Annotated in this window: 12 protein-coding genes; 9 read left to right on the top strand and 3 right to left on the bottom strand. The window is 67.7% G+C overall.

Annotation, left to right across the window (positions count from 1 at the left end; translation table 11 throughout):
• Positions 1-138: 138 nt before the first annotated feature.
• Positions 139-957, bottom strand: a complete 819-nt coding sequence (locus ACP15W_RS19700) for an ABC transporter permease (protein ID WP_424934660.1) — start codon at positions 955-957, stop codon at positions 139-141.
• A 159-nt stretch (positions 958-1,116) separates the two neighbouring features.
• Here ACP15W_RS19700 and ACP15W_RS19695 point away from each other — a divergent pair, with 159 nt between their 5' ends.
• The 6 genes from ACP15W_RS19695 (at position 1,117) to ACP15W_RS19670 (ending at position 8,680) form a co-directional block, all read left to right on the top strand.
• Positions 1,117-2,670, top strand: a complete 1,554-nt coding sequence (locus tag ACP15W_RS19695) for a hypothetical protein (protein ID WP_424934659.1) — start codon at positions 1,117-1,119, stop codon at positions 2,668-2,670.
• Positions 2,671-2,849: 179 nt separating this feature from the next.
• The gene (locus ACP15W_RS19690) at positions 2,850-3,509 is read left to right on the top strand and encodes an ABC transporter ATP-binding protein (protein WP_424934658.1); all 660 of its coding nucleotides are present in this window, start codon (positions 2,850-2,852) and stop codon (positions 3,507-3,509) included.
• A gap of 99 nt (positions 3,510-3,608) precedes the next feature.
• Entirely contained in the window at positions 3,609-5,018 is a 1,410-nt protein-coding gene (locus ACP15W_RS19685) for a phosphomannomutase (protein ID WP_424934657.1), read from the top strand.
• Positions 5,019-5,469: 451 nt separating this feature from the next.
• Positions 5,470-7,953, top strand: coding sequence for a tetratricopeptide repeat protein (locus tag ACP15W_RS19680; RefSeq protein WP_424934656.1), 2,484 nt, complete (start codon positions 5,470-5,472; stop codon positions 7,951-7,953).
• A 203-nt stretch (positions 7,954-8,156) separates the two neighbouring features.
• Positions 8,157-8,396: a type II toxin-antitoxin system ParD family antitoxin gene (locus ACP15W_RS19675; protein WP_424934655.1), complete on the top strand. Its 240-nt coding sequence runs from the start codon at positions 8,157-8,159 to the stop codon at positions 8,394-8,396.
• Positions 8,393-8,680: a type II toxin-antitoxin system RelE/ParE family toxin gene (locus tag ACP15W_RS19670; RefSeq protein WP_424934654.1), complete on the top strand. Its 288-nt coding sequence runs from the start codon at positions 8,393-8,395 to the stop codon at positions 8,678-8,680. Before ACP15W_RS19675 ends, ACP15W_RS19670 begins: the two co-directional genes overlap by 4 nt.
• Before the next feature lie 165 nt (positions 8,681-8,845).
• Here ACP15W_RS19670 and ACP15W_RS19665 read toward each other — a convergent pair whose 3' ends face one another.
• Positions 8,846-9,628: a glycosyltransferase family 2 protein gene (locus ACP15W_RS19665; RefSeq protein ID WP_424934653.1), complete on the bottom strand. Its 783-nt coding sequence runs from the start codon at positions 9,626-9,628 to the stop codon at positions 8,846-8,848.
• Between the two features lie 84 nt (positions 9,629-9,712).
• Positions 9,713-10,216 carry a BLUF domain-containing protein gene (locus ACP15W_RS19660; RefSeq protein ID WP_424934652.1) on the bottom strand — a complete coding sequence of 168 codons (504 nt, stop codon included), beginning with the start codon at positions 10,214-10,216 and terminating at the stop codon, positions 9,713-9,715.
• Between the two features lie 271 nt (positions 10,217-10,487).
• Here ACP15W_RS19660 and ACP15W_RS19655 point away from each other — a divergent pair, with 271 nt between their 5' ends.
• The 3 genes from ACP15W_RS19655 (at position 10,488) to ACP15W_RS19645 (ending at position 13,449) form a co-directional block, all read left to right on the top strand.
• The gene (locus ACP15W_RS19655) at positions 10,488-11,072 is read left to right on the top strand and encodes a polysaccharide biosynthesis/export family protein (protein ID WP_424934651.1); all 585 of its coding nucleotides are present in this window, start codon (positions 10,488-10,490) and stop codon (positions 11,070-11,072) included.
• A 10-nt stretch (positions 11,073-11,082) separates the two neighbouring features.
• Entirely contained in the window at positions 11,083-12,360 is a 1,278-nt protein-coding gene (locus ACP15W_RS19650; RefSeq protein WP_424934650.1) for a hypothetical protein, read from the top strand.
• Between the two features lie 324 nt (positions 12,361-12,684).
• Positions 12,685-13,449, top strand: a complete 765-nt coding sequence (locus ACP15W_RS19645) for a WecB/TagA/CpsF family glycosyltransferase (protein ID WP_424934649.1) — start codon at positions 12,685-12,687, stop codon at positions 13,447-13,449.
• Positions 13,450-13,482: the final 33 nt, after the last annotated feature.

Below are 13,482 nucleotides of genomic sequence, written 5' to 3'. Positions count from 1 at the left end.
GCAAATGCCATCCGGAACGGTTTGCTTTCTCGGGACCAAAATCCTTTTCCGGACGGCTTTCGCCACCCGGAACGGTTTGCTTTCTCGGGACCAAAATCCTTTTCCAGGCGGCTTTCGCCACCCGGAACGGTTTTGGTCCTACTGCTCGATCAGGAAGGCGGCATGGCGGCGCACCAGGTAGCCGCCGATCACCAGGCAGGTGAGCGAGATGCCCAGCACATAGGGGATCGAGACGTAATCGGCATTGTAGGTGCCGAAGAAGCCCGCGCGCATCAGGCCGATGCATTGCAGGACGGGATTGTACCAGACCACGTCCTGGAAGGCGGCCGGAATGCTCTCGAAGACGTAGAACACGCCCGAGATGATGAAGAGCGGCCGGGTGAGCACCGACCAGATGTTCTTCCAGGTGGGAAAGAAGCCGAAAAGCACGCAGTTGAGCGTGCCCACTCCGAGGCCCAGCAGCGAGACCAGCGTGAAAGAAATGACGATCATCTCCCAGTCGAGGATCACATAGGCCCCGCTGACGACGATGATGCCGCCGATCAGCAGGACCGCGATCATGAAATTGGTCATCAGCGTGAGCAGGAATTTCGCCGCCACCGCATCAAGCGCGCTGACCACCGGATAGGCCAGCAGCCCGCGGTTGGAGGTGATCGCGGAACTCACCGCGCGATGCATGGTCAGGAAGAGCTGAAGCGGCACGATGCCCGTAGAATAGAAGAACAGGAAACTGTTGCCGAGCGGCGGGCTGCGCAGCGCCAGGCCGAAGGCGATGGCCAGAAGCAGGATGCCGCCGAGCGGCTGGGCGATGGCCCAGAAATAGCCGCCCGCGGACTTGCCGAAGGAGGTGCCCATCTCGCGGATCACCAGCGCGCTGAGCACGCGCAGCCGCTGGAAGGAGGGGCGGTCCGCACGCGGCCGGAGCGGAGAGAGTCTGAAGGTATCGAATGAACTCACGGGAGAGGCTTTTCTCTTCATCGGCGCCGGCACGGAGAAAACACGGGCGAAACTGTCGAATTCGTGCGGCCGGCGTCATTTGCCTTGTATTCGCCCAGACGGTAAACCACACCATGTTCCGATAACAAGCCTGGTCCGAAACCAGTGCCGCAGGTGAAGATGATCCATCCCCAGACCGAGACCGGCGCGCCCCCCGAAGAGGAGGCGGCCCAGACCCCCGGACAGGACGCCTCCCAGCCCCGCCAGGGCCCGGACCCCGTGCAGGCGGGAGATGCCGAGCCGGACGGCAGCGGTGATGGCGGCGGCGATGTCGCGGCCTTTCCCGCCCGCGGGCGGGGCCGGCGACGCAATGCGCGCGGCCGGAAGACGAATCGGCAGTCGGGCGACACACCGCCCTCGGGCAACCGGTCACGCCGGCAGAAGCTCAAGGCCCGTAAGGAAAAGACCCTCGACCGGAAGGCCGGCAAGCGGAAAAGGAAGAAGGGCGGCAAGCTGAAGGCCGCCTCCGCGTCGGCCTCCCAGGCCGCCTCCGCGGCGCCCCCCCGGGCCGAGGGTTTTTCCGGCGAGATCCTCCCCGCGAGCGGCAGCACGTCCGGCATCGAGGTGCCGCCGGCCCGGGCACGGAGCCGGCACTGGGCGATCCTCGTGTCCTTCCTGATCGTGGTGCTGCTGCCCTTCGCGCTGGCCAGCGGCTATCTCTACACCCGCGCCGCCGACCAGTATCACTCGGAAACCGCCTTCTCGATCCGCTCCGAGGAGCAGTCATCCGCCGCCGCCGGGCTTCTGGGGGCGATCACCCAGATCAACCCCGGCTCGGCTTCGGAAGCCGATATCCTGTTCGAGTTCATCCGCAGCCAGAAGATCGTTGAGAACATCGACGATCAGCTCGACCTGCGCACGATCTTCAACCGCGCCGAGAACGATCCCTATTTCACCCTGGGGCCCGACGCCACGATCGAGGATCTGCTCGATTACTGGCGCAGCATGGTCGAGGTGAGCTACGAATCGAGCGCGGGCATCATCCATGTGCGCGCCAATGCCTTCACCCCCGAGGATGCCCAGGCGATCACCACGGCGGTGCTGGCCGAGAGCAGCCGGGTGGTGAACCTCCTGTCCGAACAGGCGCGCGAGGATGCGGTGCGCTTCGCCCGCGAGGAGCTGGAAGAGGCGGAGGCGCATCTGCGCGACGTCCGCAAGCGCATGGCCGATTTCCGCCGCACCAACCGCATCGTCGACCCTTCGGCCGACATCGCCGGCCAGATGGGACTCTTGAACGCGCTCCAGCAGGAGCTGGCCCAGGCGCTGGTGGAGCGCGACGTGCTGCTCTCCTATGCCGCCGAGGACGACCAGCGGGTGATCCAGGCCAACCGGCGGATCTCCGCGATCACCGAGCAGATCGAGGAGGAGCGGCAGAATCTCGGCGTGGGCGGGGTCGACGGGGTGCTTCCGGAGGTGGTCGGCACCTACGAGGAGCTGCTGGTCGATATCGAGTTCGCCAACACCGCCTATACCCAGGCGCTCGCCTCCCTTGCCGCCGCGCGGGCCGAAGCCCGGCGCCAGAGCCGCTACCTCGCCCCCCATGTGCGCCCGACGCTGGCCCAGAGCGCGCTCTATCCCCGCCGGACGCTGCTCGCGGGGCTGACGGGACTGTTCCTGGTCCTGGGCTGGGGCACGCTGATGCTGATCTATTACAATGTGCGTGATAGTAATTAGTGAGCATGCCGCACGAAAGTGGACACCGGTTTCGGGCTTTTCGGCATGCGACCGACAAAAGCATGCCGCACGAAAGTGGACACCGGTTTCGGGCTTTTCGGCATGCGATCCACAAAAACATGCCGCACGCAAACGGCTTCGCGCCCTTCGGCAGGCAGCCGTCAGGTGAGGGCTGACCCGTGATCGAGTTCCGGAACGTCTGCAAGGCCTACCGCACCACCACGCGGCGCAAGGTGCTGCTCGACAATTTCTCGCTGACCCTGCCCGCGGGGCGCAAGGTGGGCGTGCTCGGGCGCAACGGCGCGGGCAAGTCGACCCTGCTTGGCATGGTGGCGGGCATCGCCAAGCCCGATTCGGGCCGCATCCTGCGCCATGCCTCGGTCTCCTGGCCTCTGGGTTTCAAGGGCAGTTTCAGCGGCGATCTGACAGGGGCGCAGAACGTGCGCTTCACCGCCCGGGTCTACGGTGTCGATACCGATGCGCTGGTGGCCTATGTGGAGGATTTCGCCGAACTGGGCGATTTCATGGACATGCCGATCCGCTCCTATTCCTCCGGCATGAAGGCGCGCATCGCCTTCGGCATGTCCATGGGGATCGCCTTCGACTGGTATCTGGTCGACGAGATCACCGCCGTGGGCGATGCCGCCTTCAAGAAGAAGTCGCTTTCGGTGTTCAAGAACCGGCTGAAGGATGCCGGCATGCTGATGGTCTCCCATTCCAGCAGCACGATCCGCAAATACTGCGATGCGGGCCTGGTGCTGGAAAACGGCCGGGCGACCTATTTCGACGATGTGAAAGAGGCGCTTGCCGCACACAAGGCGAACATGAAGGCAGGTTGAAGGCCCGGAGATTGCGGCTTTTTCTCGTCAGGCGGGGCTTGCGCGTGCTATGGCCGGAACGGTTCCCGTTCCCACCCCGAAACCCCGGAGCATTTCAGCATGAAATTTGGCACAAGCGGATTGCGCGGCCTTGTCAGCGACATGACCGGCGAGCTGGTCACCGCCTATACGGCGGCCTTCCTGCGCCATCTCGAGACCGACGGCGCGCCCGCAGAGGCGCTTCTGGTGGGGCGTGATCTCAGGCCGAGTTCGGAGCGGATCGCGGGCGAGGTCCTGGCCGCGGCCGAGGCGGCGGGAGTGCAGGGCGTGCAATGCGGCGTGCTGCCGACGCCCGCGCTGGCGCTCGAAAGTGCCGCCCGCGGGCTGCCCGCGCTGATGGTGACCGGCAGCCACATTCCCTTCGACTACAACGGGCTGAAGTTCTACCGCGCGACCGGCGAGATCACCAAGGCCGACGAGGCGGGCATCACCGCGGCGCTTGCGGATGCCCCCACCCCCCTGCCCGCGCCGGTCTCCCCGGCGGAGGATGACGCGGCGCGGCGGCGCTATATCGAGCGGATCACCGGGTTCTTCGCACCCGATGCGCTCGCAGGGACCCGGATCGGCGTCTACCAGCACTCGGCCGCGGGGCGCGACGTGCTGACGGAGATCCTTGAGGGCCTCGGCGCGGAGGTGATCGCTTTCGGGCGCACCGACGGGTTCATCCCGATCGACACCGAGGCGGTCCGGCCCGAGGACGAGGCGCTGGCGCGCGAGAAGACCGCCTCCGAGCGGCTCGATGCCATGGTCTCCACCGATGGCGACGGCGACCGGCCGCTGATGGCCGACGAGGCGGGCACGATCCTGCGCGGCGACATTCTCGGGGTTCTGACCGCGCAGTTCCTGGGCGCGGATGCGGTGGCGACGCCGATTTCCTCGAACACGGCGCTGGAGCGCACGGGGGCCTTCGCGCATATCGCCCGCACCCGCATCGGCTCGCCCTACGTGATCGCGGCCATGGAGGAGCTGGAGGCCGCGGGCGCGCGGCTCGTAGTGGGCTTCGAGGCCAATGGCGGCTTCCTTCTGGGCGGCGATGTGACGAACGAAGGCGGCGCGGTGCTCTCGGCGCTTCCCACCCGCGACGCGGTGGTGCCGCTTCTGGCCACGCTGGTGGCGGCGAAGACACGCGGCCTGCGGGTCTCCGAACTCGTGGCGAGCCTTCCGGCGCGCTATACCGCGAGCGACCGGCTCAAGGAGATCGGCCAGGACCGCAGCGGGCCGCTTCTGGCCGGGCTGGCGGCGGAAGAGACGGCGCGGCGCGACTTCCTCTCCGGGCTGGGGCTGGCGCCCGCGGGCGAACCGGACACCAGCGACGGGGTGCGGATGGGGCTCGAGGGAGACGAGATCCTGCACCTGCGGCCCTCGGGCAATGCGCCGGAACTGCGCTGCTATGCCGAGGCAGCAAGCCCGGAGCGCGCGCGGGACCTGGTCGCCCGGACGCTGGAGAAGGTCGCGGCGGAGCTGCGCTAAGGAAAGTCGCGGCGGAGCTGCGCTGAAGAAAGGTTCGGCGGAGCCGCGCTGACAGACGTTGCGGCGGAGCTTCCGGATCGCGTCGGCGGGGTGCCGGGGGCACGCCGCGCGATCCGGTCGGCCTGAGGGCTATGCCCGGAAGCCGAGAGGGGTCGGGATTTCCCTTTGCGCCGGATTCGTGCCGTGCCAGCCCGTGGCAAGCGCGGATGCGCGCAGCCGCCCGGGACGGGCTGCGCGGCACGATCTGTCACGCGCCAGATCGTGCAAGGCAACCGGAGAGGTTGCTCAACATTCACACCATATCTCGGCCGCCCCGTGCCCCCGGCTTCACGCCGCCCTGAAGCGGATGTGAGTTTACAGATTGTTGGCGCTTTGGCCTCTAGATGGCCCGGCCCCGTGCCACGCCCCGCAAACCCGGGGGCGCGCGACCGGCCGAAACCTGGAGCCTTGCATGCGCCTGCCCCGCCCCTTGCCTCTGCTGCCCGCCCTGATGGCCACCACGCTCGCGCTCGCGGGCTGCGACACCGCCGAGGAACGGGCCGAGAAGCACTACCAGCGGGGGCTCGCGCTGGTGGAACAAGGCGAGACCGCGCGCGCGCTCCTGGAGTTCCGCAATGTCTTCCGGCTCGACAATGCCCATGCCCCGGCGCTGAACCAGTATGCCGCCCTCCTCGAGGCGCAGGACGACACCCAGGGCGCGGCGAAGCATTACCTGCGCGTGCTGGAGATCGAGCCGCATGATTTCACCGCCCACCAGCGCCTGGCCCGGATCCTGATCGGGCTGCAGGATTACGGCGAGGCGGAGATCCATGTCTCCGAGGCCCTCCGGCTGGAGCCGGGCGATCCGCTGGCCCGCGCGCTGCGCGCAACGCTCGACTTCCGCGCCGGCACGAACCGCGCGGCCGCGCTGGCCGAGGCCCGGGCGGTGACGCAAGAGGCCCCGGAGGTCGTGGCCGCCCACATGATCCTGATCGCGGACCGGCTGAACGCGGAGGACATCGCGGGCGCGCTCGACCGGGTCGATGCCGCGCTCGACGCCGTGCCGGGGGACGAGGGGCTGCACCTCGCCCGGCTCTCGATCCTCGAGGAAACCGGCGATATCGACGCCATCGGCGCGGAGCTTGCGCGCATGGTCGGGCTCTTCCCGGAGAATGACGGCGTGCGGGACGCGCTGATCCAGTGGCACCTGCAGGCGGGCGACGCAGAGGAAGCCGAGGCGGTGCTGCGCGCGGGCGCGGCGCCGGGCGACACGGACGCCGCCCTCGAGGTGGTGCAGTTCCTCTACGGGCTCCAGGGACCGGAGGCCGCGATCGCCGAGCTCGAACGCCTGATCGCGGAGACGGAGGCCCCCGGCCCCTACATCCGCGCGCGGGCCGGAATCGATTTCACCGAAGGCCGCCCCGAGGCGGCAATCGCCGCGCTGCGCGCCCTGCTCGAGGGGGCGGAGGCCTCCGAGGAGACCCGCGAGACCCAGGTGATGCTGGCGGGCATGCTGGCCGGAACCGGCGCGGGCGCGGAAAGTGCGGCGCTGATCGAGACGGTGCTGACCGAGGAGCGGGGCCATGCCGGGGCGCTCAAGCTGCGCGCCCAGGCCCGGATCGACACAGGCGACCCCGATGGCGCGATCCGCGATCTGCGGCTCGCGCTCATCGAGACCCCCGAGGACCCGGAGATCATGACCCTCATGGCGCTCGCGCACGAGGCGGCGGGCAGCCGGGAGCTGATGGGCGAACGGCTGGCGCTGGCGGTGCAGATCTCGCAGAACGGCGTGGCCGAAAGCCTGCGCTATGCCGCCTACCTGATGCAGGAGGACCGGCCCGGCCCGGCGCGCGACATCCTGCGCGAGGCGCTGCGCCGCGCCCCCGAGGACCCGGAAATCCGCCACATGCTGGGCCGGATCGCGATTTCCGAGCGGAACTGGACCGAGGCGGTGCGGATCATGGACCGGCTGCAGGCGGGCAGCACGCCGCGGGAACTGGCCCTTGCCACCAGCCTGGAGGCGGAAAGCCTCGCGGCGCGCGACGAGACCGGCCTTCTGACGGAACTGGTGGAGAGCATGGCCCGCGCGGGCGGCGCGGAAACCGAGCTTGCCCGCCAGGTCGGCGCCTGGGCCGCGCGCGGGCAAACCGCGGCGGCGCGCGATCACCTCGACGCCCTGCTGCAGGACAATCCGGCCAACCTGCCCGCGCATCTGCTGCGCGCGGGTCTGCGCGCGGCGGAAGGCGAGCAGGCGCAGGCCGAGGCGCTCTACCGCGAGGCCATCACCGCCATTCCCTCCGATGCCCGGCCCTATGAGGCGCTGGTGATCCTGCTCTCGACCCAGGGCCGCGAGGCCGATGCGGCCTCCGTGGCCCGCGAGGGAATCGCGGCGGCGGGCGCTTCCGCACCGCTGCAGCTCACCCTGGCGAGCCTCGCCGAGGCGAAAGGCGACATTCCGCGGGCCGTGGAACTCTACGAGGCGCTTCACGACGCCGATCCCGAGAACCTGGTGGCGGCCAACAATCTCGCGAGCCTGCTCAGCGCGGGCATTCCCGCCGATCCTTCCGGGAGGAGCGCGCAGGACGCGGCGCGGCTCGCCCGGGCCGCGGAGGTCGCGCGCGGCCTCGAGGGGATCGCCGTGCCGCCGCTCCAGGACACCTATGGCTGGATCCTGTTCCTTCAGGGCGATGCGGAAACCGCGCGGATCTATCTCGAACCGGCCGCCGCCGCGCTGAGGGAGAATGCCCAGGCGCAGTATCACTTCGCCGAAGCCGCCTTCGCGCTCGAGGACTGGGACGCGGCGGAAGCGGGCCTTGCCCGCGCGCTGGAAGCGGAGGTCGCCGGAAGCCCCCTGCCCCAGGCGGAGGCCGCCCGCGCCCGGCTCGAGGAGATCGAGAGCCTGCGCGCCGCAGATCCTGCGACGCCACCCGCGCCCGCCCCTGCGCAGGGCGGCTGAAACAGCCCCCGGTCCGCCCGCCGCGGGCCGCCGAAGAAACCCTGCCGGGCCGCCGCATCCCCATCCCCAGACACACCATGGAGATCAGGCACCGGGTCCGGAAGCTCCGCGCCGTGGGCACGCTCGAGGACAAGGTCGAGTCGCTGCGGAACCGTTTCGAGACCAGCATTGGAAAGTACCAATGATTGGTATAGGATCGGATCATGGCACAGAACACCTCCGTCTCTCTCGGCCCGCACTTCTCCACCTTCATCGCGGAGCAGGTCGAGACCGGCCGCTATGGCTCGGCCAGCGATGTCATCCGGGCAGGCCTGCGTCTGCTCGAGGAACACGAGGCCAAGGTGAAAACGTTGCAGGATGCCTTGATACAAGGCGAGCAGTCCGGTGAGCCACAACCCTTCGACTTCGAAGAGTTCAAGAACCGGAAACGTTGCTCGACGTGAAATCTCTCGTCTTCTCACCCGGTGCGGCGGCAGACATCGACGGTATCTGGGACTACACCGTTCATCGCTGGGACGGAGATCAGGCCGAACGATACATCGACCAGATCCGGGATACCTGTCTTGCTCTGGCGGCAGGACGAACCACAGGACGGGTCGTCACCGTTCGATCAGGCTACCTGAAATATCCCGCCGGCAGCCACATGATCTACTACCGCGAGACTTCCGCACGCCTCGAGATAATCCGCATTCTCCACCAGCGCATGGACGTGGAAAGTCACCTCTAACCCGAACCTGTTATGCCCCGCCGAGATTTGATCCAGAGGACATTTCGTGATCTGCCTTGCCCTCGTCTACGTGACAGCCGCGGTGGTTTAGGACGGCGACACCTCCCCTGAAACCGCGGCGCCGACATCCGGGGCATTCCCTCGTTTCCTCTCCATGAAAACCGCTCACCCCCCCAGCCGTTTGCGCGCGGCCCCCACGGCATTGCAGGCGATGCACCAGGCGGCGCGGGGCCGCGACAGCCCCGCCGCCTCGCGGTAGAGCCGCCAGGTCGCGGCCATGGCGCGCGCCTTGTTGCCCGAGAGCGAGTGTTTGCGCACCCGGTAATCGGCCAGAACCGTGTCGATCCCGTGGGCCGCGCCGCCATCCGCCAGCAGCCGGAGCCAGAGCCCGTAATCCTGCCGCCGGCGCAGGTCGGGCATCGCCACGGGGCCGAAATGGCGCGCGTCATAAAGCGCGGTGAGACAGCCGATCACGTTGCCGCGCAGGAGACCCGCGTGATCGACCCGCGCGGGCACGCCCACCCGGCCGAGCGGGCGGCCCCGCTCGTCCATGCGCTGATAGGCCGAAAAGACGAAGGTGGCGCCGGTACGCGCGATATACTCGAGCTGGACGTCGAGCTTTTCCGGGCGCCAGAGATCGTCGGCATCGAGAAAGGCCACGAAGCGGCCCCTCGCCGCGGCGATCCCGGCATTGCGCGCCGCCGCCGCACCGCGGTTTTCCTCCCAGCCCAGCAGCCGGAGCCGGGGATCGTCGCGCGCGAGTTCCTCGGCCAGCGCCCGCGAGCCATCGTTCGATCCGTCATCGATGAGCAGAAGCTCCCAGTCTGTGAAACTCTGGGTCCGGACCGAACGCACGGTTTCCTCGAGCGTGCGTTCCGCATTCCAGACCGGTGTGATCACCGAGACGACAGGATGGACGGCGGGGCCGGAAGCGTCGTCCCTGTCCATGGCGTGCGGCTCCCCTTGTGCTGCCCATGTTGCCAAGCGGGCCATCCATAGCCGATTCCCGGCCGGGGAAAAGGGCGCGGCGGATCAGGGCGCGCGCCGGATCTCCACCGGAACCGCACCCGGAACCGCACCCGGGGCCGCACCTTGGGCCGCCCCCGAAGCGGCGGGCAGGGCCGGGCGGCAGGTCTCGGCCATGAACTCGAGCAGCGCATCGGCGGGAAAGCCCTCGACCGGGAAGCCGAAATGGTAGTCGAAGCGCGCGAGGATGGCGGGGCTGATGCTGGGTCCGCTGCGCAGGATCAGACCCGGTGCGCCGAATTGCCGGTAGTAGATCCGCTCGCGGGCGCGCAGGCTGATCTGCACGTGGCGCGGATCCTTCAGGATGCGGGTGTAGGTGGCGCAGAGGGCGGGGGCCGGTCCCTCCAGCGCCTGGACGATCCAGCCGTCGATGAAGACGAGACCACCCGAGAGCCCGCCCAGGACCCCGCCGGCGGCATTGCGCAGGCGTGCGGCCTGGGCGATTTCCGAAATGTCGGAGAGTTCCGTGCCCGTGGCGGCCCGGCTGACATAGAGGATTCGCTCCAGCATCGCCTGTTCCCTGCGCCAGCGGACGTGAAATACTCGGATCGGCAGCAAGCCTATCCCCTGCAGGGTGAAGCATCGGTAAATGTTTACCGAAAATGTTTACGGCCCTCGGACAGGGAGCCCGGAATGCGCAAAAAAACGCCCTGATCTGTTGCAGAATGACTACGATCCCGGGGCCAAATCCCCGTCAAACCGGAGCCCGGGCAGGTTAGGGGTTTTCCTCAAAGCCCTCTGCATGTTCTAAGATCGCCCAAACCATCACAAGGGCGGTTCGATGAGACAGATTTTGTGTGCCATTCTTTTTGCGGTGCTCTCCGCTCCCTTCGCTCTGGCGCAGAGCGCAGGCTACCGCGTCCAGCCCGGGGATACGCTGGCCATCACCGTGCTCGAGGACGACACGCTGAACCGTGAGGTTCTGGTCCTGCCCGACGGTCGCATCTCGGTGCCGCTGGCCGGTTCCGTCCAGGCCGGAGGAAACTCGGTGGGCACCATCGAGAGCACCATCGCCGACCGGCTCGCCTCGAACTTCGCCGTCCGCCCGAGCGTCTTCGTGTCCGTGACCACCGTCGACGAGGACGGGCTGACCTTCCCGGTCTATGTCCTGGGCGAGGTCGCAGCACCTGGCATCCACGAGGTCGAGACCGGCACCACGCTCCTGCAGGCCATCGCGCTCGCCGGCGGCCCGGACCGCTTCGCCGCCACCAAGCGCATCCAGCTTCGCCGCACCGACTCGTCCGGCCAGGAAAAGCTCTACCTCTTCAACTACCGCGCCGTCGAGCGCGGCGGGTCGATCCAGTCGATGATCACGCTGCGTGAAGGCGATGTGATCCTGGTTCCCGAACGCCGCCTGTTCGAGTGAGGGCGTGCGTATGCGCCGCAGCCCCCTCGCCGCACTGCTCATGGCGGGCACCGCATGGACGCCCGCCGCCTTCGCCCAGCAGGAACCTCAATCGACCCTGACGGCCACGATCTCCGAACGGTTCGAATACGATTCCAACTACCAGCTCGATGATCCCTCTGCCGGCGACACCTATTTCGCCGACACGATCTTCGCGATGGACTACCTCCAGGAGACGGAAGACCGCATCCTCGGCCTCGGCTTCGATGTCGGCCTGCGCGCGCTCTGGGAAGCCGACGAGGATTTCGACTGGCAGGTCGCCAGCCCGAGCGGCGCCTACCTCCTCTACGAGGATGAAGGCCCGCATCTCGCCTTCGACGCCGATGTGAGCGCCCGTACCCGCCAGGTGGAGAACGACGACGACGATATCGAGGACGATATCGACGACACGCTCGAAAATCTCGGCGATGCCCGAGAGATCCGCTACGATGCGGATGTCGGCTTCGAGATCGGCCCCGATGCGCCCATGTCCTACGGGATGCGCTTCCTCGGCACGGATATCGACTACGAGGACAACGAGGGCGGCCTGACGCCGCGCCAGACGGTGGAAGGCCAGGCCTTCCTGACGGCCCGGATCAATCCGGTGCTCTCGGCAGCCCTCTTCGGCAGCTACTTCCGCTACAGCGCCGACAACAATGCCGAGACCGAAGTGGACATCGCCGAAGGCGATATCGGCATCATCTACGAGCCGAGCGAAGTGCTCGAGATCACCGCCGGCGTCGGCTATGCCGACCGCGAGCGCGAGGATTTCGGCGAGCAGACGGAATCGGACTCCGGGATCGTGCTCCGCGGCAACGTGAACTACATCCTGCCGGATTTCACCATCAACGCGGATGGCCGCTATACCACCGCTGCCCCCGACCCGCGGTTCAGCTTCAACCTGCGCACCAACTACGCGTTGCAGCGCAGCCAGCTCTTCGCGCGCGTCTACAACCGCTACACCGGCGCGGCCAGTGGCGGCGCCAACGAGGTGCGGGTCACCGGCGCGGCCTTCGGCGTGGTGCATGAGATCAACGACATCTCGCGGGTCCGCCTCGACCTGGGCTATGCCCACCAGGAAAACCTCGACGACGACGACGATCCGGATATCGACCGGACCAATCTCACGGCGAGCTATTTCCACGACCTGACGGAACGGATCACCGCCGAGGTCGGCTATGGCTACACCCGCCGCCAGGACGATCCCGACGATGCCACCAGCCACCGGCTGTTCGTGGAGATCGGACGTACATTCGAGACCGGCCTCTAAGCCCCGGATCCGAATCGCGATACCCGGCCCCCCCGGCCGGGTATCCGCATTTTTCTTTCATGAATGTGATATTTGGTTACGACTATTTACCATTTGAAATCATAAGGTGCCGGAAGACTTTCGGCACCGGAACGCATCCGGTATGCCGGATACGAGATCGTCGCCATCCCTCCGTGACGAAGAGGGGGGCGATCATACCTGCACTCTTGCTTGTGGTTTTGGAGTATGTTCACGCGAAAAGCGCTTCCGGCAGGTCCACCGGTCTCGATATCTCCGCCGCCTTCGAGCGAAGAGGGGACGAAGACACGAAAGGGCAATCCTCCCATGGCCTTCCCTGACCTGCCCTGGCTCGAATTCGGGGACAATCTGCGGGTCAACCTTCCCACCCGAGCCGATGCCCTTCACCTGGTTTCGGATCGCCTGGCGCGTGGGGAAGGTTTCACGATCGCAACGCTCAACCTCGATCATGCCGTGCAGCTCCGGAACTCGGACGCATTCCGGGACGCCTATGCCAGGCACACCCATGTGACCGCCGATGGCGAGCCGGTGGCCTGGCTGGCCCGGCGGGTCCACCCCGGCATCGAACGGGTGGCGGGCTCGGACCTTGTCGAACCCTGCGTGGGCGCGGCGGCCCAGCATGGCGTGCCCATCGCGCTGATCGGCGCCGCGAACGCCGGCGTGCTCGAACGGGCCCGGGCCAAGCTGGAGCGGAAATTCCCCAACCTGAAATGCGCGCTCGAACACTCGCCGTCCTTCCCCTTCGACCCCATGGGGGCCGAGGCCGACGCCCTGATCGCCCAGGTTCGCGACAGCGGCGCCCGGCTGGTGCTGCTGGCGCTCGGCGCGCCGCGCCAGGAGATCCTGGCCAGCCGGATGACCGAGGCCTGCCCCGAAGTGGGGATCATCAGCGTCGGGGCCGGCGTGGATTTCATCGCCGGCGAGGCCCGCCGCGCGCCGGAAACCTTCCGCAAGTTCAACATCGAATGGGTCTGGCGGCTGATGCGGGAGCCCCGGCGGCTGGGTCCGCGCTACTGGCGCTGCCTCCGCCTCCTGCCCCGGCTCGTCGTCGAGGCGTATCGCCGTGCCTGAGTGCTGCTCCGGGAGCGCCCCGGCACCGGCAAC

The sequence above is a fragment of the Amaricoccus macauensis genome (assembly GCF_049800915.1).
GTDB classification, from domain to species: domain Bacteria; phylum Pseudomonadota; class Alphaproteobacteria; order Rhodobacterales; family Rhodobacteraceae; genus Amaricoccus; species Amaricoccus macauensis_A.
Note: the sequence above shows the minus strand (reverse complement) of the source record. Positions and strands in the feature narration are given on the sequence as shown.

Excerpts from the sequence above, each read along its gene's own strand:
- ACP15W_RS19695 (WP_424934659.1), top strand. The coding sequence starts at position 1,117 with ATGATCCATCCCCAGACCGAGACCGGCGCGCCCCCCGAAGAGGAGGCG.
- ACP15W_RS19685 (WP_424934657.1), top strand. The coding sequence starts at position 3,609 with ATGAAATTTGGCACAAGCGGATTGCGCGGCCTTGTCAGCGACATGACC.
- ACP15W_RS19680 (WP_424934656.1), top strand. The coding sequence starts at position 5,470 with ATGCGCCTGCCCCGCCCCTTGCCTCTGCTGCCCGCCCTGATGGCCACC.
- ACP15W_RS19675 (WP_424934655.1), top strand. The coding sequence starts at position 8,157 with ATGGCACAGAACACCTCCGTCTCTCTCGGCCCGCACTTCTCCACCTTC.
- ACP15W_RS19665 (WP_424934653.1), bottom strand. The coding sequence starts at position 9,628 with ATGGACAGGGACGACGCTTCCGGCCCCGCCGTCCATCCTGTCGTCTCG.
- ACP15W_RS19660 (WP_424934652.1), bottom strand. The coding sequence starts at position 10,216 with ATGCTGGAGCGAATCCTCTATGTCAGCCGGGCCGCCACGGGCACGGAA.
- ACP15W_RS19655 (WP_424934651.1), top strand. The coding sequence starts at position 10,488 with ATGAGACAGATTTTGTGTGCCATTCTTTTTGCGGTGCTCTCCGCTCCC.
- ACP15W_RS19650 (WP_424934650.1), top strand. The coding sequence starts at position 11,083 with ATGCGCCGCAGCCCCCTCGCCGCACTGCTCATGGCGGGCACCGCATGG.
- ACP15W_RS19645 (WP_424934649.1), top strand. The coding sequence starts at position 12,685 with ATGGCCTTCCCTGACCTGCCCTGGCTCGAATTCGGGGACAATCTGCGG.